Origin of the sequence: Streptomyces sp. NPDC020845 (assembly GCF_044334165.1) — a bacterium.
In the GTDB taxonomy this organism is placed as follows: domain Bacteria; phylum Actinomycetota; class Actinomycetes; order Streptomycetales; family Streptomycetaceae; genus Streptomyces.
This window is the reverse complement of the sequence record NZ_JBIRSJ010000044.1, coordinates 1-17,873: the sequence shown is the minus strand read 5'-3', so window position 1 is coordinate 17,873 and position 17,873 is coordinate 1. Positions and strand designations below refer to the sequence as shown.

At 69.6% G+C, this 17,873-nt stretch carries 17 protein-coding genes and 2 pseudogenes; 6 read left to right on the top strand and 13 right to left on the bottom strand.

Going from position 1 to position 17,873, the window contains the following annotated elements; translation table 11 throughout:
• Positions 1-138 precede the first annotated feature (138 nt).
• Positions 139-660 (bottom strand): cysteine hydrolase family protein, encoded by a 522-nt coding sequence (locus ACH4U7_RS52125; protein WP_398534774.1) that lies wholly within the window; start codon positions 658-660, stop codon positions 139-141.
• Positions 661-812: 152 nt separating this feature from the next.
• On the opposite strand from ACH4U7_RS52125, the pseudogene ACH4U7_RS52120 reads away from it, so the two are divergent.
• Positions 813-968: pseudogene (locus ACH4U7_RS52120) on the top strand (phosphotransferase); the annotation flags it as partial.
• Between the two features lie 203 nt (positions 969-1,171).
• On the opposite strand, the gene ACH4U7_RS52115 reads toward ACH4U7_RS52120, so the two are convergent.
• Positions 1,172-1,573, bottom strand: coding sequence for a RidA family protein (locus tag ACH4U7_RS52115; RefSeq protein WP_398534773.1), 402 nt, complete (start codon positions 1,571-1,573; stop codon positions 1,172-1,174).
• Positions 1,574-1,676: 103 nt separating this feature from the next.
• On the opposite strand from ACH4U7_RS52115, the gene ACH4U7_RS52110 reads away from it, so the two are divergent.
• From ACH4U7_RS52110 to gap, 3 genes are all read left to right on the top strand, one after another.
• Positions 1,677-2,060 (top strand): winged helix-turn-helix transcriptional regulator, encoded by a 384-nt coding sequence (locus ACH4U7_RS52110; protein WP_398534772.1) that lies wholly within the window; start codon positions 1,677-1,679, stop codon positions 2,058-2,060.
• A 101-nt stretch (positions 2,061-2,161) separates the two neighbouring features.
• The gene (locus ACH4U7_RS52105) at positions 2,162-3,118 is read left to right on the top strand and encodes a GlxA family transcriptional regulator (RefSeq protein WP_089509342.1); all 957 of its coding nucleotides are present in this window, start codon (positions 2,162-2,164) and stop codon (positions 3,116-3,118) included.
• A gap of 111 nt (positions 3,119-3,229) precedes the next feature.
• A complete protein-coding gene (gene gap, locus ACH4U7_RS52100; RefSeq protein ID WP_385628618.1) occupies positions 3,230-4,228 on the top strand; it encodes a type I glyceraldehyde-3-phosphate dehydrogenase in 999 nt (332 codons plus the stop codon).
• Between the two features lie 130 nt (positions 4,229-4,358).
• Here the strand turns inward: gap and ACH4U7_RS52095 are convergent, their stop codons facing one another.
• The 11 genes from ACH4U7_RS52095 to ACH4U7_RS52045 all read right to left on the bottom strand — a co-directional run bounded on the left by ACH4U7_RS52095 (position 4,359) and on the right by ACH4U7_RS52045 (position 15,760).
• Positions 4,359-4,718, bottom strand: coding sequence for a hypothetical protein (locus ACH4U7_RS52095; RefSeq protein ID WP_398534771.1), 360 nt, complete (start codon positions 4,716-4,718; stop codon positions 4,359-4,361).
• A 468-nt stretch (positions 4,719-5,186) separates the two neighbouring features.
• A complete protein-coding gene (locus ACH4U7_RS52090; RefSeq protein WP_398534770.1) occupies positions 5,187-6,326 on the bottom strand; it encodes a zinc-binding dehydrogenase in 1,140 nt (379 codons plus the stop codon).
• Entirely contained in the window at positions 6,323-6,625 is a 303-nt protein-coding gene (locus ACH4U7_RS52085; RefSeq protein WP_398534769.1) for a putative quinol monooxygenase, read from the bottom strand. The genes ACH4U7_RS52090 and ACH4U7_RS52085 overlap by 4 nt, the downstream gene beginning before the upstream one ends.
• Positions 6,626-6,631: 6 nt before the next feature.
• Positions 6,632-7,294, bottom strand: a complete 663-nt coding sequence (locus ACH4U7_RS52080) for a glycerol-3-phosphate responsive antiterminator (RefSeq protein WP_398534768.1) — start codon at positions 7,292-7,294, stop codon at positions 6,632-6,634.
• A 42-nt stretch (positions 7,295-7,336) separates the two neighbouring features.
• Entirely contained in the window at positions 7,337-8,890 is a 1,554-nt protein-coding gene (locus ACH4U7_RS52075) for an FAD-binding oxidoreductase (RefSeq protein WP_398534767.1), read from the bottom strand.
• Positions 8,887-10,560: an FAD-dependent oxidoreductase gene (locus tag ACH4U7_RS52070; protein WP_398534766.1), complete on the bottom strand. Its 1,674-nt coding sequence runs from the start codon at positions 10,558-10,560 to the stop codon at positions 8,887-8,889. The genes ACH4U7_RS52075 and ACH4U7_RS52070 overlap by 4 nt, the downstream gene beginning before the upstream one ends.
• Positions 10,561-10,750: 190 nt before the next feature.
• Positions 10,751-12,283: an FGGY family carbohydrate kinase gene (locus ACH4U7_RS52065; protein ID WP_398534765.1), complete on the bottom strand. Its 1,533-nt coding sequence runs from the start codon at positions 12,281-12,283 to the stop codon at positions 10,751-10,753.
• A 138-nt stretch (positions 12,284-12,421) separates the two neighbouring features.
• Positions 12,422-13,852, bottom strand: a complete 1,431-nt coding sequence (locus tag ACH4U7_RS52060; protein ID WP_398534764.1) for an MFS transporter — start codon at positions 13,850-13,852, stop codon at positions 12,422-12,424.
• 370 nt (positions 13,853-14,222) lie between these two features.
• Entirely contained in the window at positions 14,223-14,558 is a 336-nt protein-coding gene (locus tag ACH4U7_RS52055) for a YnfA family protein (protein WP_398534763.1), read from the bottom strand.
• A gap of 37 nt (positions 14,559-14,595) precedes the next feature.
• Positions 14,596-15,366 carry a MerR family transcriptional regulator gene (locus ACH4U7_RS52050; RefSeq protein ID WP_398534762.1) on the bottom strand — a complete coding sequence of 257 codons (771 nt, stop codon included), beginning with the start codon at positions 15,364-15,366 and terminating at the stop codon, positions 14,596-14,598.
• A 10-nt stretch (positions 15,367-15,376) separates the two neighbouring features.
• The gene (locus ACH4U7_RS52045; RefSeq protein WP_398534761.1) at positions 15,377-15,760 is read right to left on the bottom strand and encodes a hypothetical protein; all 384 of its coding nucleotides are present in this window, start codon (positions 15,758-15,760) and stop codon (positions 15,377-15,379) included.
• A 476-nt stretch (positions 15,761-16,236) separates the two neighbouring features.
• Here ACH4U7_RS52045 and ACH4U7_RS52040 point away from each other — a divergent pair.
• A pseudogene (locus ACH4U7_RS52040) lies at positions 16,237-16,539 on the top strand (protein kinase); the annotation flags it as partial.
• A 379-nt stretch (positions 16,540-16,918) separates the two neighbouring features.
• Positions 16,919-17,482 (top strand): DinB family protein, encoded by a 564-nt coding sequence (locus tag ACH4U7_RS52035; protein ID WP_398534760.1) that lies wholly within the window; start codon positions 16,919-16,921, stop codon positions 17,480-17,482.
• The last annotated feature ends 391 nt before the right edge of the window (positions 17,483-17,873 follow it).

The following is a 17,873-nucleotide window of genomic DNA, read 5'->3' as shown; positions in this document are numbered from 1 at the left end:
TCGCACCGGCTGGCTACCCTGAGCTTGTCGTCCGGTTACATCGTTCACATCCCTTCTGAGCTGGGAAGACGTCCGGACTGCTGGACGTACGCTTGCCGTTTATCCGATGAGGTCGAAATGTGCCTCGAACTGGGTCGCTCACCTGGGCATTCGCCGGACGTGCGGGTGGCCTCGGCCTGAGCATGTGGGATCGGCAGGAGGCATTCGTGACGCTGTCACGCTTCCGTGGTGACTTCTACGACCGCCTGAACGGGCGCGGTGACGGGCAGTTCGAGCTCGCCGACGCAGCGAAGCCGCTCGAAGCCCAGTGCTGGCGCACGACCAACTCGCCCTCCGAGGGCGGAGATCGGGGCTCCACTCGGCCCCCCAGCTGCCCTCGGCGAAGGTCTGCTGGGTCACGATGCGCTGCTGGGTCGGGGACAAGTGGTCCCACGTGATGTAGTCGTTCGGCGTCGTCTGGTGGTGGGGCACGATGAAGACGCGAAACCCCTGGCTGCGGGCCGTGGCGAGCATGGTGCGCATGTGGTCGAGCAGACCGACGCCTTCCGCCACTTCCTTCGCCCGGGGCCACAGCTTGCCGCCCTCGGAGAGGAAGTCGTTGTACGGGTCGACGAGCAGAAGAGCGGTTTCGTCCGGGGAGTACGGCGCTACGGAAGTCATGAACGGCTCCCATCTGATCAGCGAACGGATAGATCGCTGCTGGGATGTGAGACGGAGTGGACGACCAGGGCACGCCCCAGCTCCTCTGGTGCAGGCCGCCGACTCGGCTTTTAGTCTGTCACTCGTCCGGCCGAACGGCATCCGCGCCGGTGGACCCGGACGCCGTCCACGCGGTCTGGGAAGACGCCGCCGGGCCGGACTGGGCAGGCCCACGTCTCCGGCGCCACGGTGACCTGCGTCCAGCCGACATCCTGACCACGAACGGCACCTTCTCCGGCGTGATCGACTTCGGTGACCTCTACGCCGGCGTCGACGGCCGTCCCTAAGGCGCGCCCATCTGGGGCCCACCCGACCACGCCACACTGCAACGCCTCAACGCAACGGCCCACCAGTGATCAAGCATCCCAGCGGGAGGTTGAAGGAACAGGCTTGGTGCCAGTTTCTGAACCAACGGTCACCGTGGCCATTCCGCGAGAGGCCGGCCAAGACGGGCCGCGCGCTGGGGTCAAGCTCAGGCGGGCAGCTTTGTGTCGATGACGAAGCTGATCTCGATGACCTGGCCGGGGAAGGTCAGTTCGGTGACGCCGAAGACCGTGCTGGCCGGACGGTGGTGGCCGAAGTACGCCAGGTTGCCCTCCGCCGTCGCCGCGGCATTCTGGCGCAGGTTCACCACGTACAGGGTCTGCGAGACGACCTGGTTCCGGGTGACGCCATAGTGGTCCAGGACCTTGTCCAGGTTGACGTAGGTCTGCTTCAGCTGATCGTCGAAATCGTCCGCGTGGAGGAACTCGCCCGCCTCGTCGAGCGAGAGCTGTCCGGAGATGTGGATCAGATCCCCGGACTTGATCGCCTGCGAGTAGCCGAAGTCGCTCTCGGCCGGCACATTGTGGTTGAAGACATCGATGGTGGCCAACAGTGCTCGCCCTTCTGTTTACTGTCACTTGTGGTTACTCAGGAACTGTAAGAGAGTGAGAGCGGACCTGGAAGAACGCACTTTTCGGTGACTGAGGAACCTCATGGTGACCAAGCAGCTACTCAAGGGCCTGCCCGAGAACGCAGACCTCAGGCGCGCGGACTCCCTGGCGCGGGAGATCTTCTCGGACGTCGCCAACAAATGGGCGTTCCTGATCATCGAGGCGCTCGGTGAGCGCACCCTGCGCTTCAGCGAGCTGCGCAATGAGATCGAGGGCATCAGCCACAAGATGCTCACCCAGAACCTGCGCATGCTGGAGCGCAACGGCCTGGTCGAGCGGACGGTGCACCCCACCGTGCCGCCGCGGGTCGAGTACACCCTCACCCAGCCGGGCCGTGCCCTACGGGCAACGGTCGACGCCATATGCGGCTGGACCCACCAATACCTCGGTCACATCGAGGACGCGCGCCGTCGCTTCGGCGACTGACAGCCCCACAGCACCCACGTCGAGCGAGCCGTGAGTCACGTTCCTCGGAACACCACTGTCAGTGAGGACGAGCGGACCGGCCAGCTCGTACCCTGCTTCCCATGTCTTCCTCCCGCCTGCGTCGAGTCGCCGTCCTCGTGCTCGAGGGTGCGAAGCCGCTCGATGTCGGCATTCCCGCGCAGGTGTTCACGACCCGCGCCAGCATGCCGTACGAGGTGCGGGTGTGCGGCGCGGCGCCCGGGCTCGTGACCGGCGGCGACGGCCTGGCGTACCACGTCACCCACGGTCTCGACGCGCTTGGTTGGGCCGACATTGTCTTCGTCCCCGGCTATCGGTTCCCGGACCGCGACGACCCGCCACGGGCCGTCGTCGATGCGCTGATCGCCGCACACGGCCGGGGGGCACGGCTTGCCGCCATCTCGACGGGCGCCTTCGCGCTCGCCGCCACGGGGCTGCTCGACGGCAAGCGCGCCACGACGCACTGGCACTACACGCGGGCGCTTGCACAGAAGCATCCGCTCGTCCGGGTCGACGAGAACGTCCTGTTCGTCGACGAGGGCAGCGTGCTGACGTCGGCCGGCGCCGCCTCGGGCATCGACCTGTGCCTGCATATCCTGCGCAGCGATCTCGGGGTGGCCGCGTCGAACCACGCGGCCCGGCGCCTGGTCGCGGCCCCCTACCGCAGCGGCGGCCAGGCGCAGTACGTGCCGCGCAGCGTGCCCGAGCCGCTCGGTGAACGGTTCGCCGCCACCCGCGAATGGGCCCTGCACCGGCTCGACGAACCCCTCAGCCTCGAATCCCTCGCCCAGCACGCGGCGGTCTCACCGCGCACGTTCTCGCGGCGTTTCGTCGAGGACACCGGGTACACGCCGATGCAGTGGGTCATGCGCGCCCGTATCGACCTGGCCCGTGAGCTGCTCGAGCGTTCGAAGCGCAGCGTCGAGCAGATCGCGAACGACGTCGGTCTCGGCACTGGCACAAATCTGCGGATGCACTTCCAGCGCATCCTCGGCACCACGCCCAGCGAGTACCGGCGTACCTTCACCCGGGGCGAGTAGCCCGCCGCCCGGGCGTCTGGCGTGATCCTTGCGAACCATGGCGCTCACGCCACGGCCATGGCCGGATCCCGCACGCGAAGCTGGTAACGAACCGAAGGGACACCACGACACATGACTCGCATCGCCATCAACGGATTCGGCCGCATCGGACGCAACGTGCTGCGCGCCCTGCTGGAACGCGGCAGCGACTTCGAGATCGTCGCCGTCAACGACCTCACCGAGCCCGTTACCCTCGCCCGGCTCCTCGCCTACGACACCACAGCCGGACGGCTCGGCCGTCCGGTGACCGCCGACGGGGACGCCCTTGTCGTCGACGGCCGACGCATCACGGTGCTCGCCGAGCGGGAGCCGGCGCGGCTGCCGTGGGGCGAGCTCGGCGTCGACATCGTGCTGGAGGCGACAGGCCGCTTCACCTCCGCCAAGGCCGCCCGCGCCCACCTCGACGCGGGAGCGAAGAAGGTGCTGGTCAGCGCGCCGTCGGACGGTGCCGACGTCACGCTCGCGTACGGAGTCAACACCGACGCGTACGACCCGGACGTGCACACGATCGTCTCGAACGCCTCCTGCACGACCAACGCGCTCGCGCCGCTGGCCGCCGTGCTCGACGAACTCGCCGGCATCGAGCATGGCTTCATGACCACGGTGCACGCCTACACGCAGGAGCAGAACCTGCAGGACGGTCCGCACCGCGACGCCCGCCGCGCCCGCGCCGCCGCCGTCAACATCGTGCCGACCACGACGGGCGCCGCCAAGGCGATCGGTCTCGTGCTGCCGAACCTCGACGGCAAGCTGTCGGGCGACTCGATCCGCGTGCCGGTGCCGGTCGGCTCGATCGTCGAACTCAACACGACCGTGGCCCGCGACGTGACCCGCGACGACGTGCTGGCCGCGTACCGCGCCGCCGCACAGGGCCCGCTCGCCGGCGTCCTCGAGTACTCCGACGACCCGCTCGTATCGTCCGACATCGTCGGCAACCCCGCCTCGTCGATCTTCGACTCGGCCCTCACCCGCGTCGACGGCCGCCACGTCAAGGTGGTCGCCTGGTACGACAACGAGTGGGGCTTCTCCAACCGCGTGATCGACACGCTGGAGCTCCTCGCCACACGCTGACCGGTCCCCGAGCGTGATCGGGTCCGTGAGCCGGCTCGCTCACAACCACGATCGGATGTGTGCCACCGGGCCCTGTCGGCCCGCGTCCCTGACAGGCGCGGGCCGACAGGGCCCGGCCTCCTTTCGCGGCTCAGCAAGGACTGGCGAGGGCGACCCTGGGCTTGCCGCCGGCGTCGGGCTCCACCGTGGCCACGCCGGTCACGTTCGAGCCGGTTGATCCGACGGCGAAGAACCGGTTGGGGTTCTTCTGCTGATCGAAGGAGTAGCCGCTGTTCCCGGTCTGCACCGGGATGGCGACCGGCCTGCCGCCGTTCCTCCGGAACTCCGCGAGCGCCTTCGCGCGCCACTCGTTCTGGTGCTTCCTGATCTGTTCGTCGATGTGCGCCCGGAAACCCGCCATGGGGCTGCCGGAGTTGTTGAGGTAGTGCGCCATGTGGCGGGCCGCGTCGGTCATGCCCCTCCAGTCGGCCTCCTCGGCCAGCAGCTGCATCTTGCCGTGCTGCGTACGAACTCCCGGGTGACGGTAGCGTTCCCCCCTCCCACCGTGCCGCCTGGGATTTCGCCACCAGTCCCCTGGAGACCTGGGTCTTGAGCTTCGCCAGGTCGCCGACCATCGAGACCGGGACCGCTGCGCCGTCGCGATGGCGCAGCGATGCCGCGAGGTACTCGTCGTCCGTCGCATGTGCCTTCTTCGAGTAGTCCAGGTGGTTCGAGATGTGAACACACATGCAGGGTGGAACCCGACCCGCTCTTGTCCGTGTCCGCGCCCTCGATGTCGGCCTTCTTCCGCAGCACATCGTGCGGCTCGTACGCCTTGTGGCTGACGGCTCCCAGGTCGTCCTGGTGGACGACCAGGTCGTGGTTGGCTCCGCCACCCGGGCCGGGCTGGGCCTGGTCGACGCCCCTCCCGCAACTGGCAGGGGAACCGTCGGGCGCCCTGTCGGCACGGCGGGTGGGGTCAGACGTCCAGCATTCCCGATGTGTCGATGACCTGACGGATCGCCCGGCCCGAGGCCAGCTCCTCCATCGCCGTGTTGATGCCGGTCAGCGGCAGGGTGCCGGTGTGCATCCGCTCCACCGGCAGCCGGCCCGCCCGCCACAGGTCCAGGAGCCGGGGAATGTCGCGGCGCGGTACCGCGTCGCCCATGTACGAGCCCAGCAGGGACTTGCCCTCGCCCGCGAACGTCAGCGCCGGGACCTCCAGCACCCGGTCGGGGGCGGGCAGGCCCACCGAGACGGCCGTGCCGCCCCGGGCCACGGCCGTCAGGCATTCGGCCATCACCTTCGGACTGCCCACTGCCTCGACCGCCAGCTCGGCACCACCGGAAGTGAGATCATGAATCGCCTCGGCCGCCTCGCCGGGGGCGTACGCGTGGGTCGCGCCCAGTTGGAGGGCCAGTTCGCGCTTCTCCGGTACCGGGTCGACCGCGATGACCGGGTACGCGCCCGCCGCGCGGGCACCCAGCACCGCGGCCAGGCCCACGCCGCCCAGGCCGTAGACCACCATCGACTGGCCGGGGCGCAGGGACGCCGTGTTGATGACGGCTCCGGCGCCGGTCAGGACCGCGCAGCCGAACATCGACGCCACCGTGAACGGGATGTCCTGCGGTATCGGTACCACCGACTCCTGGGCCAGCACCGCGTGTTCGGAGAACGCCGAGACGCCCAGCTGGTGGTGGACCGGGGTGCCGGAGGCGTCGGTCAGCAGGGACGGGCCGTGCAGCAGCGCTCCCGACCCGTTCGCCGTGGCGGCCTGCGCGCACAGGGCGGGCCGGCCGGCCGCGCAGTCGGCGCAGAAGCCACAGCTGGGCACGTAGACCAGGACCACATGGTCACCGGGACGGACCCGGGCGACACCCGGTCCGGTCTCCTGCACGACACCCACCGCCTCGTGCCCCAGCGCCATCGGCAGCGGGCGGACCCGGTCGCCGTTGACCACCGACAGGTCCGAGTGGCAGAGCGAGGCGGCCGCGATCCGGACCAGCACCTCGCCCTCGCGCGGGGCGCCCAGCTCCAGCGCCTCCACCTCGAGCGGGCGGGTCTCGGAGTAGGGGCGGGCGGTCGATATGCCGCGCAGCACCACCGCACGGGTCTTCATGCCCGCACCTCCGGACGCGGGGCGCAGCGCAGCACGTCACGGCTCTCCAGCAGCGGGACGACCTTGCCGAGCACGATCTTCTGGAAGTGCGGGGTGGCGCAGTGCGCGGTGAAGTCGGCTTCGGAGACGTACTCCTCGTACAGCACGATCGCCCGCGGGTCCTCGGTGCCCTGGTGGACGCGGTAGGCGAGGTTGCCCGGCTCCTGGCGGGACGCGGCGGCCATGGTGTCGAGCAGGGGGAGGACGGTGTTCTCCTCGCCCTCCTTGGCGCGGTAGCGGGCGACGACGACGTATGACATGGGGGCTTACTCCTGGGAGGGTGCGGCAGGTCGCTTCCGTGCGGTGGGCGGAACCGGCGGCAGCTGGTCCCGGCGCAGGTGCCAGAGGCGGGGGTCGGACGTGGCGGCGGCAACGGACCCGAGGGCCAGCGCGAGCGCGACGTCCGCGGGGGTCTCCACGAAGCCCGCGGCGACCGACGGGGACATCGCGCGCTGTGCCTGCTCGCTCATCCGGGCGACGATCGGGGCGGGCATGATCTCGACCAGGTCCGGTGCCCCGCGTGAGACCGCGTCCGTGGAGCGGCGCAGATTGGACCGGTCGGTGACGAACACCTTCATCATCGTCAGCAGGCCGAGCGGCCGGCCCTTCTCGATCAGCGAGAGCCGGGTGCTGACCACGCCGTGCGCGCCCATGTTCTTGATGAACTCCAGCGCGCCCCGGTCCTGGGCCAGACCGGGGCTGCTGTCCACGTTCACGAACACGGTCTTCCCCGCCCGGACCAGCGCCGGCACAGTCTGGGGCAGCTGCCCCACCGTGAGCGACGCGACGATGCACACCTTGGCCGGTGCGGTCAGGAACTGCCGCAGCGGCTGGGGGGTGACGACCGACGCGATGACCGGGACCTCGGCCAGGGCGGAGGCCAGCCGGGCATCAAGTGGGGCACCGGACCGGGACGGGGAAGGGGTCATGGCAAGGGCCTACCTGGGGTCGAGGGTCGGTGGCTGCTGAGGTCAGCTCAGCGGGGACGTACCGAAGCGGCTGGGAAGGCCCAGCTTGCCAGGGTTGAGGAGGCCGGTCGGGTCCAGGGCCTTCTTCACCGCGACGAGCGTCGCGAAGCCCGCCCCGAGGGATTCCTCCAGGTAGGGGCCGCGCAGCAGACCGCAGCCGTGGTGGTGGCTGAGCGCCGCGGCGTGCTTGATGAGTACGGCGTTGGCCGCGTCCCACACCGCGCGGTACCAGTCGCGGCGCGCCTTGGGCGCCACGTTTCCGCGCAGGGAGAAGTAGACGCACGCGCCGTCGGTGTACGCGTGGGACTGGTGGGCCGAGGCGGCCAGGGTGCCGTCCACCGCCTGGATCGCGGCGACCACCTCGTCGTAGATCACCGGGAGGTCGGTCCAGGACGCGGCCATCTCCAGGGTGTCGGCGACGAAGCCCGGACCCGGGTTGAAGCCTTCGGCGGACTTGCCGACCAGCATCCGCTCGTCCAGCCAGCGCTCGAAGACGGCCTGGCTGTCCAGCTCGGGGCCGTACTCCTCGCAGACCTCCTTCGCCACCCCGATCGACGCGTCGACGATGGCCGGGTCGCCCTCGTCGGCGATGAGCAGGAGGTTGGTCTCCGGGTGGCCGAAGTGGTTGCCCGACTCCAGAGTGTCGTACAGGCGCAGTACGGCCGGGGTGGCGCCGCGCTGCATGATCCTGCGGCAGGCGTCCAGGCCCTCTGCGAAGGTCGTGAAGCCGTACGCGGCGGCGCTCGCGTACTCCGGCAGCGGATGGACCCGCAGCCGGGCCGAGACGATGACACCGAGGGTGCCCTCGGAGCCGACGAACAGCTGGCGCAGGTCCGGGCCGACCGCGGCGCGGGCGTAGTCGCCGTACGTGGCCCGGGTGCCGTCCGCGTGTACGACGTCGACGCCGACGACCATGTCCTCGATCTTGCCGTAACGCGTGGAGAGCTGACCGGCGCCGCGGCAGGCGATCCAGCCGCCGACGGTGGAGACGGCGAACGCGGACGGCCAGTGGCCGGTGGTGACGCCGTACTCCTCCTGGAGCTGCTTCTCGAAGAGGTCGCCGAACATGCCGGCCTGGACGTCCACGATGTTCGACTCGGCGTCGAAGCCGATGATCTGGTTCAGCCCGCACATGTCCAGGACGACGCCGCCGAAGACGGGGAGCGCGGCACCGGTGACATTGGAGCGGCCCGCGGACGGGGTGACCGGGATGCCGGCCTCGTAGCAGATCCGCAGCACGGCCGCGACCTGGTCCGCGTCGGCGGCTTCGACGATCACGGCGTTCGGGGTGGCGGGACGGCCTTCGGTCTCGCCGATCATCGAACCGGCCCACCAGTCACGGGTCCGGGTGGCGACCTCGTCGCGGGAGGTGTGCACCGCGTGGGCGGCCTCGCGCAGCGCCCCGACCACGGACTCGGGGACCTCGACCGGGTTCACCTGGAGCGCGGCCTCGCCGTCACCGACCGGGGTGTTCCGCGCCCACATGGCGAAGCTGGGGGCACCGACGGTGTAGTTGCCCCGGTTGAACGGGTGGGTGATGGTCTGACGGCTGATCATGCTGCTGCCCCTTCGAGGAGTACGGACTTTTCGTGACGGACGGCTGCGAGGTACTCGGCGACCGAACGCTCGACCTCCGCCTCCGTGAGGTTCAGTTCCTGGCCGAGGATCGCGCCGACGGCCTCGGCGGCGTCGACGGAGGCGTCCCGGGCGAACAACCGGGCGCGCGTGCGGCGGGAGAGGACGTCGTCGACCGACCGGGCCAGCTCGGCACGGGCCGCGTACACGACCTCCGCCTTCGTGTACGGAAGTCCGGCGACGATCGGCTCGGCCAGCGACGGGTCGTCCTGGATGAGGTCGCCGATGAAGCGGGCCTCGGTGCCGAAGCGCTCGCCCAGGTGGGCGGCGATGCCACCGGATGCGGCGACGGCCTCGGAGTCGTAACCGGCGCCGCCGAGGAGCGGGAGGTCGGTGGTGCGGCTCTTCCCCTTGCGGCCGAGGACCGTCATCACCTTGTCGATGACGAGTTCGCCCATGTACCGGCTGGTGGTGAGCTTCCCGCCGGTCACCGTCACCATGCCGGTGCGGCCGACGGTGATGTGGTGGTCGCGGCGCATATCGAGGGTGGCGCCCTCCTTGCCGCCGACCAGCGGGCGCAGACCGCCGATGGAGCCGACCACATCGTCCGGGGTGAGCTTCCCCTCGAAGGCGGTGTTGGCGCCTTCCAGCAGGAAGTCCATCTCCTCGCGGGTGCAGTGCACATCGTCCGGGGAGCCCTGGTAGTCCTCGTCGGTGGTGCCCAGCACGACGTTGTTGCCCCAGCGGGTGCAGGTCGCGCGGCGGGCCCGGCCGGGGATCGGCACCGTGACCGTGCAGTTGATCCGCACCTTGTCCCACGGCACCACGATATGGACGCCCTTGGCGGGCCGGACCTGCGGCCTGTGACCTTCATCCGCCTTCGCGTCCAGCTCGTCGGTCCACACCCCGGTGGCGTTGACGACGGCCCGCGCGCGGATGTCGATGGTGTCGCCGTCCGCCGAGACCCGGGCACCGGACACCGTGCCCATCCGCATCAGCAGGCCTTCTGCCCTGGCCCCGTTGAGGACCGTCGCGCCGAGCGCGGCGGCGGTGCGGACGATGGTGAGGACGAGCCGGGCGTCGTCGGTGCGGGCGTCGAAGTACATCAGCCCGCCCTTGAGGTTCTCGGCGCGCAGCGTCGGAGCCTGGGCCAGCACCTCGGGAACGGTGAGCCGCTGGTGGAGCTTGCCGATCCGCCATCCGCCGACCAGGTCGTACGTCCACAGCAGGCCCTCGAAGCCCTTGGCGAGGCGGGCGTCGAAGACACCCTCCTTCTCCAGGATCGGGAAGAGGAACGGCAGCCGGTGCACCAGGTGCGGGGCGTTCTTCCGGAAGCGGTGGCGCTCCAGGAGCGAGTGGCGGACCAGATTGACGTTGCCCTGCTCGATGTAGCGCAGGCCGCCGTGCACCATCTTCGACGACTTCGACGAGGTGCCGGAGGCGAAGTCGTCCTTCTCGATCAGGGCTGCGCGCAGACCGCGCGAGGCGGCGTCGAGCACGGCGTACGCCCCGGTGATGCCGCCTCCGATGACGAGCACGTCGTACATGTCGTCGGCCAGTCGGCGCTTGAGGGCGGCCCGGTCGAGCAGCAGCGGCGTCCGGCGGGTCGCCGCGGCGGCGCGCCGCGGTTTCCGGGAGGGCATGGTGATCACAACATCAACTCCTGGTGTTTCGGTTCGGCGGCCCCGGCATCCTGCGCGGGTCGCCGGTGCGACGGCCGGGGCCGTCAGTGGGGGGTGTGAGGTTCGGGCGTGCGTGCCCTCCCGCAGGGGCGTGCCCTCCCGCAGGGGGGTGCTCTCCCACAGGGGGGGGTGCTCTCCCGCAGGGGGGAGCAGCGCAGGGTCATTCAGATTCGTTCAGATGGCCGATCAGCACATCGCGCCAGGCGGTGCGCAGTTCGGTGCGCTCGGCCGACGTGATCGACGGCTCGAAGACCCGGCCCTGCGGCTGCGCCTCGACGACCTCGTCGAGCGAGGGCCACAGGCCCTGGGCGACCCCCGCCAGATACGCCGTGCCGCGCAGGCTCGCGGTGGCGGAGTCGGAGACCCGTTCCAGCGGCAAGCCGGTCAGGTCGGCCTGGATCTGCATCAGCGGATCGCTGCCGGAGACGCCGCCGCCGACCCGGAGCCGGGTGAACGGAGTGCCCATGGTGTCGGCGACCCCGTCGATCAGGTCGCACACCGAGTGCGCGATCCCGTCGAGCACGGCGCGGGCGAGATCGGCGCGAGTGGTGGCCAGAGTGAGCCCGGTGAAAGACGCGGTGGCCTCCGGGTGCCAGACCGGCGTACGGACCCCGGCGAGCGCCGGGACGAAACGCGGGGTGCGGCCCGGCCGGGTGGGGACCCGGCCCGCTTCCTCACCGAGCTCCTTCGGCGACGCGAACAGGCCCAGATCGTCACAGAGCCAGCGCAGCGCCGAACCCACGGTGGATGTGTACGCCTCCAGGCTGTAGTGGCTGATGTCGCCCTGCCGCCGGCCGGGCTGGGCGAGCACCCCGGAGATGTCCGGCCGGGGCAGGGCGGGCGTGGTGCCGGTCGCCGCGTCGACGAACGCGCCGGTCCCGTACATGCACATGCCCTGCCCGGCGGCGAGACCGCCGAGCGCGACGAGTGCGGCGTGCTGGTCGCCCATGGAGGCGACCAGCGGAACGGCGATACCGAGGGCGGCCGGGTCGGTCGTACCGAAACCGGTGTCGTCGGAGCGGAGCTCCGGCAGCAGGCCGAGGGGGAAGCCGAGGTGGCCGATCCACTCCTCGTCCCAGGCGTGCCGCTCCAGCAGGTAGCCACCGGTGGACGCGGCGTTGGTCGGGGTGGTGGCGTGTACGACGCCGCCGGTGAGGCGCCAGATCAGCCAGGTGTCGACGGTGCCGAAGAGCAGCCGTCCCGCCCGGTGCGCCTCGGCCACCTCCGGGTGTGCGGCGATCTGCCGGGCGGCCCAGAGGAACGGGGCGCGGGCGCCGACCGGTCGGCCCTGCCGGGCCAGCAGGACGGTGTCCCACTCCGCCTCGTAGGCGGTGAGCTCATGCGCATACCGGCGGTCCTGCCACACCACCGCGGGCAGCAGCGGCCGCCCGGTGACCCGGTCCCACAGCATCGCCGTGGCGCGCTGTGTGGACAGGGCGACCGAGGTGATCTCGATGCCGTCATCGCGCGCCCCGCCGACGGCTCGGCGCGCCACCTCGAGGGTGGCGGTCCAGATCTCCATCGGGTCCTGCTCGACCGAGAGGTCGTTCGGATGGCTGACCTTGATCGGCCGGTAGAACACCTCGTGGGGGGCGCCCGAGTCGAGCACGACTCCGGCCCGGGTGCCCGTGGTGCCCTCGTCGATGGACAGCACACCGCGCCGTGGGGAGGCGCCGGGGAACGTCTGGGTCATGGCAGCCCTTTCATTCGAGCATCGCGAGCGAGCCGTGCGGAGGGATACGGAGGGGACGGATACGGAAGGGACGGGTACGGAAGGGACGGGTACGGAGGGGCGGGGACCATCGCGCGGTGCGCCAGGTCCGGCGGCGGGTCAGCGCGCAGTCACGGAGAGCGCCGCAGTGGCGTCGCGGTCCTGTCCGGCGACCTCGTCGGGCGAGGCGGCCTTCGTCGGGTCCCACTTGATCATCAGGCAGGTGATCAGGCCGAGCAGCGGCACGACGGACAGCATCAGGAAGGTGTCGGCGAGTCCGAGCGAGTCCTTGATCTGCGGAAACACATACAGGCCGGCAACGCTGCCGAAGCTGCCGACCATCCCGGTGACACCGGTGCCCAGGGCGCGGACGTCACTGGTGTAGGAGAGCGCGGCGATGGACTTGCCGTTGGCGCCGGGGCCCGCCGAGTGGCAGAGGATGAACAGCACCGGCAGCAGGAAGGCCACGGCCGTGGGCACCTTATCGAAGGTTAGCCCCATCGCCACCAGGGCCACGAAGACCCCGGCAAAACCGGCAGCGGAGCTGAGCCGCAGCCCGAGGCGGCGGCCGAAGTACGCGGACAGCAGCCCGCCCGCGATACCGAAGGCGTTGAACACCATCGAGCCGATGGTGGCCTTCTCGAAGCTCTCGCCGAAGATCGTCAGGCTGATCAGCGGGAGGTACCAGCCGACCGCGAAGTACTGCATCGACTGCCCGAGCGAGATCACCGAGGAGAGGATCGTACGCGGCAGGTACTCGCCCTTGAACAGAAGCCCGGCCTGGCGGAACCCGATGACCGGTGCCTCAGCCGCGGTGCGGGGCATCGCGTCGGACGTACCGACGACGGCCTTGATCCCGTAGATCCGGTCCAGGTTGGCGACGGACTCGTCCAGCCGGCCCTTGCTGGCCAGCCAGGTGGGGCTCTCTTTGAGCATCAGCGCCTGGCTCAGCAGCAGCGCGACGGCGACGCCCGCGGCCGAGCCGACCGACCAGCGCCAGATGTCGGCGCCGACGTCCAGGTTGAAGAAGAGGAGGGCCAGGGCGAGGTTGCTGGTGGTGGCGACGTACCAGACGGCTTGCCACAGGTTGAGCCGGCCGCCCAGCTTCGCGGGCGTGTACTCGGCGAGCAGCGCCATGGCGACCGCGAAGTCGATGCCGTACGCGACACCCACCAGCACCCGGCCGAGCCACACGACGGTGAAGCCACCGGCGAACGCGGCGAGCAGGCCACCCGCGAGCGCGAACACCTTGGCGATGAGCAGCGGGGGAACGCGGCCGATGCGGGTGGCGAGCCAGCCGCCGAGGGGGTTGAAGATGATGGCAAGCGCCGGAGCAGTGGCCGTGAGGATCGAGACTTGGGTGCTGGTGAGCTCCATCTGGGTCGTCATGGGCCCCAGACCGGCGCTCAGCGCCGCATTCGAGTAGGCGTCGAGGAACAGCCCGCCGAACACGAGGAACCAGATGATCTGCGCCCGGCCGGTGATCTTTCCCAGCCCATCGATGAGCGCAACGACGTCGGCGACGCTTCTGACGCTCGGACGTTGTGCCATGAATCCGCCTTCGAGGAAGACCTACCGGCGGCACGGGGAGCACAGAAAAAGGCACGACGAAGCCACCGACAGGTGGTCTGTGTCTGTGCCTGCCAAAAAACCGCGGAAAGCGCCGCAGCACCTGAACTGCTGGAACTGCCGATTACGCGGTGCAGTGAGACTAAGAACGAGCCATGAGAAACGTCAAGGGTTTCGGCCAGGTTACCGAAACGTGACGGGCGTCCAGCGTGGGGCGCGGGTGGGCGTGCGCCGATCACCCCGGTCGCCCGCGGCGATGGCGGCCGCCGGCTGACTGCGCACAACATCATTCGCATCGCCGTCACGCCGGCACCGCCCCGGGCGGTGCCGTTTTGCCGGCGTGGGAGGTGGGTCAGTCACTGCGCGGGGCGTACATGATGACCGCCATCCCGGCGAGGCAGATCAGTGCGCCGATGGCATCGAAGCGGTCAGGGCGGTAGCCGTCGGCGACCATGCCCCAGACGATCGATCCCGCAACGAAGATGCCGCCATACGCGGCCAGGATGCGGCCGAAGTTGTCGTCACTCTGGAAGGTCGCGACCACGCCGTACAAGCCCAGCGCGATCACGCCGGCACCGATCCAGATCCAACCCTTGTGCTCGCGCACGCCCTGCCGGACCAGCCAGGCACCCCCGATCTCGAACAGGGCAGCGACGACGAACAGGGCAACGGATCGGGCGACGAGCACGGCAAGGGATCTTTCTGAGGAAGCAGTGCAGGGCTGGTCAGGTAACCGGACCAAACAACTCGGTGAGCAGGCCGGCCCCGTCGGCAGGGGCCCGGACGTCCAGGTGCAGGTGGGGGCCGTCGAGGTGAAGCCGGAAGTCGAAGAACGGGCAGCACCGCTGTTCGGCGACGGCCAGCTCGGTGATGCCGGCGGCCCGCTCGGCGGGCAGGGTCAACCGCAGCCCATCCGGGATCCCTACCCGCTCGGCGCCGTCAAGGGCTGCGTGCCAGGAGCTCGTGCGCTCGGCCATACCCTCACCGCTGAGCGAGCAGGCCACCGCGGCGCTCTTACGCTGTTCGGCCTCCTCTCCCGCCTGCCGGCTGGGCGCGAGCACCATGTCGGTCGGCCGCGCGGCGGGCACAGGGCCGGTGAGGAAGCCGCACTGCGAGTCGCAGCGGCCGGAGCGGTCCGGCAGCTCGTCCAGACGCTCCAGTGCAGCGTGCAGCGAGGAGGTGAAGGCCCGCAATTCCGCTGTCCGGCGCTCGGCCTCGGCCAGGCGGGCGGCGATCTTCGGCCGAAGGCTCGCCTTAACCTCGGTGCATGCGCCGCCCTCCCATACCCCGATCAACTCGCCAACCTCGTCCAGCCGCAGTCCCAAGTGCTTGGCCGCGCCGATGAATGCCAGCCGCTCCACCGTGTCCTCGCCGTACACCCGGTAACCGGCCGGGGTCCGGTCAGCGGACAGCAGCCCGGCGCCTTCGTAGAACCGCAGTGTGGTCGCCGGGACACCCGTGCGCTCGGCGAGCTGGGAGATCCGCATGGTGGTCATACCGACGACGCTAAACCTTCGACCCGACTAGAAGGTCAAGCAGCCCGAGCCCGCACCGAAAGGCACGCGCCTGGGATGCATTCAACTGCGCGTATCCGGACTCGAAACTCGCCTGAACGGCCAGGTCTCCGGCCCGTAGTTCTTGCAGTCGATGGTGAACGTCGGCCAGGCGATCGGTCAGCGTATCGATGGTCCAGCCGGGCGGAGTTGCCAGACGAGATGCGGCGACGCGGATGGCCAGGGGCAGGTAGCCGCAGGCAGCAACGGCTTGACGGCAGGCCTGGGGCTCGGCGGAAGCTCGTTGATCGCCAACGATGCGAGTGAACAAAGCCAGGGCATCTCCCGGTTCCATGACGCTGAGGTCGACGATGTGGACACCATCGAGGTCGACCATGGTGGAGCGGCTGGTGATCAGCGTGGCTCAGCCGGGGGTACCGGGCAGCAGCGGGTATACCTGCGCCGCGTCATGGGCGTTGTCGAGCAGGACCAATGCACGGCGGTCGGCCAAGGGTGAGCGGTACAGCGCCGCCCGCTCATGTATCCCTTCCGGGAGATCCGCAGGCGGGGTTCCCAGGGCGCGTAGGAACATACCCAGTACGGCAGCCGGATCGGCGGGGCGGGGATCTTGACCGTGGAGGTCAACGAACAGCCGCCCGTCGGGGAAGTGTTCCCTGACCGCTTGCGCAACGTGCACGGCCAAGGCCGTCTTGCCCGCCCCGCCCAGTCAGCGCACCGCAGAGACCGTCATCGCCGTCCCGCGGGTGTTCAGAAGCCGCTCCCGCAAAAGATCAACTGCGGCCCGTCGGCAACGGCATCTCGCCCTGACAGCTCGGCCGGCACGATCGCGAGCAAGAGACGGTGTCAGGCCGACACACCGTACGTGCGCTGGGCATCGGGCTGGCCGAGGCGCTGGGCGCCGTGCATGCACAAGGGCTGGTGCATCGGGATGTCAAGCCGTCCAATGTGCTGCTCGCGCTCGACGGCCCGCACTTGATCAACTTCGGCATCGCCCGCGCCGCCGAGGCAACCACCCGGCTCGCCTCGACCGGCGTGGCTGTCGGCTCGCCCGGCTTCATGGCTCCCGAGCAGGTCACCGGCGAGGCAGCCGTCGGCCCTGCCACGGACGTTTACTCAAGGGCCCGAACGGCGAGGATGTCATCCAGTTCAGCGCCGATGACCCGGTCACCCACCTTGGCGCGCTGTCGCACGTTGGCTGATTGACTGCCGGTGCAGTGAGTCTTCGCCATCTTCGAACATGCAGGTCGGAGGCTCTGGCGTGGCGCTCACTGGGGGTACTCATGCTGATCACGGGCGGGAGTCGGCGATCTTGACCATCCGTCATGTCATCGGTCGAGACAGTTACATTTGGGTCATTGAACCCAACCCGGCCAGCCGGGTTGTTGATTTCAAGCAACCGCTCGCGGCGGCACGGCCCGAAGGGCACATCAGCCCCCAGCGTCATCTCCCGGTGCGGTACGCTCTCGCGGCCCACGGCCGGCGACGGCGTCCGCGAGGGGCGCAGCCAGGTCTCCGTTGTATGTAGTGTGCGGAAATGACAAGAAGCGAGCGGCTCGCGGACCAGCTGGACCGGCACTGGCACAAGAACCTGCGGCCGCGGCTGCACGGTCTTGCCGATGAGGAGTACTTCTGGGAGCCGGTGCGCGGCTGCTGGAGCATCCGCCCACGTGGCACGTCGGCCGCACCGATGTCGGCAGGTTCGAGGGAATGGACGATGGACTCCGCGTCCCCTGACCCGGTACCGGCGCCGGTGACCACGATTGCCTGGCGGCTGGCACACATCATCGTCTCGTGCCTGGGCTATCGGGTCGGATGGCACTTCGGCGGCCAGGACGTCGACTCCCAGACATTCGCCTACGCGGGGACCGCTGACGAGGCGCTAAAACAGCTCGATGAGATGTATGGGAGATGGAACGCGGGGGTCCGCGAGCTCTCGGACGCTGACCTGGAGAATCCGCCCACGGTGGGTCCCGAGCGGTTTCCCATGGAGGGCATCGTCCTGCACGTCAACAGGGAGCTGATCCATCACGGCGCTGAGATTTCCCTGCTGCGCGACCTCTACCGCTGGCAGGACGGAGCCGTACCGCGCCGAACATGACTTTTCGGTAACCGCCTCACGATCTTTAACCGCCCTTCTACCTGCATGTTCGAAGAAGCTTCGCCATCTTCGAACGTGCTGGTCGGGGGCTCTGGCGTGATCGGTTTGCGGGGTGCTCGTGCTGGTCGTGGGCGGCCCTGGACACCTCGGTGCGGGGCAGGCTGGAGCCGCTGCGCGGGAAGCTGACGAAGCTCGCTGATCGTGGATGGCTGCACAAACGGCCCGACGGGAAGTACAGCGCCCGCCCCTAACCAGGGTTTAAGTGGGCGGTTCGTAAGGCTATGTCCGTTTCCGGTTGGGGGTGGGCGCAAGGTCGCTGGTGGAGGTTCCGTCGGCTATTGCTTCCGGGTGAAGTTGCCGGTGTCGGCCTCGGTAAGGATCCCGAGTTTGA

What these genes read in the sequence shown, in the direction of transcription:
- ACH4U7_RS52050 (WP_398534762.1), bottom strand. Translation starts at nt 15,366, where the DNA reads ATGACCACCATGCGGATCTCCCAGCTCGCCGAGCGCACGGGTGTCCCG.
- gap (WP_385628618.1), top strand. Translation starts at nt 3,230, where the DNA reads ATGACTCGCATCGCCATCAACGGATTCGGCCGCATCGGACGCAACGTG.
- ACH4U7_RS52105 (WP_089509342.1), top strand. Translation starts at nt 2,162, where the DNA reads ATGTCTTCCTCCCGCCTGCGTCGAGTCGCCGTCCTCGTGCTCGAGGGT.
- ACH4U7_RS52065 (WP_398534765.1), bottom strand. Translation starts at nt 12,283, where the DNA reads ATGACCCAGACGTTCCCCGGCGCCTCCCCACGGCGCGGTGTGCTGTCC.
- ACH4U7_RS52085 (WP_398534769.1), bottom strand. Translation starts at nt 6,625, where the DNA reads ATGTCATACGTCGTCGTCGCCCGCTACCGCGCCAAGGAGGGCGAGGAG.
- ACH4U7_RS52060 (WP_398534764.1), bottom strand. Translation starts at nt 13,852, where the DNA reads ATGGCACAACGTCCGAGCGTCAGAAGCGTCGCCGACGTCGTTGCGCTC.
- ACH4U7_RS52075 (WP_398534767.1), bottom strand. Translation starts at nt 8,890, where the DNA reads ATGATCAGCCGTCAGACCATCACCCACCCGTTCAACCGGGGCAACTAC.
- ACH4U7_RS52080 (WP_398534768.1), bottom strand. Translation starts at nt 7,294, where the DNA reads ATGACCCCTTCCCCGTCCCGGTCCGGTGCCCCACTTGATGCCCGGCTG.
- ACH4U7_RS52035 (WP_398534760.1), top strand. Translation starts at nt 16,919, where the DNA reads ATGACAAGAAGCGAGCGGCTCGCGGACCAGCTGGACCGGCACTGGCAC.
- ACH4U7_RS52095 (WP_398534771.1), bottom strand. Translation starts at nt 4,718, where the DNA reads ATGCAGCTGCTGGCCGAGGAGGCCGACTGGAGGGGCATGACCGACGCG.
- ACH4U7_RS52045 (WP_398534761.1), bottom strand. Translation starts at nt 15,760, where the DNA reads ATGGTCGACCTCGATGGTGTCCACATCGTCGACCTCAGCGTCATGGAA.
- ACH4U7_RS52090 (WP_398534770.1), bottom strand. Translation starts at nt 6,326, where the DNA reads ATGAAGACCCGTGCGGTGGTGCTGCGCGGCATATCGACCGCCCGCCCC.
- ACH4U7_RS52110 (WP_398534772.1), top strand. Translation starts at nt 1,677, where the DNA reads ATGGTGACCAAGCAGCTACTCAAGGGCCTGCCCGAGAACGCAGACCTC.
- ACH4U7_RS52125 (WP_398534774.1), bottom strand. Translation starts at nt 660, where the DNA reads ATGACTTCCGTAGCGCCGTACTCCCCGGACGAAACCGCTCTTCTGCTC.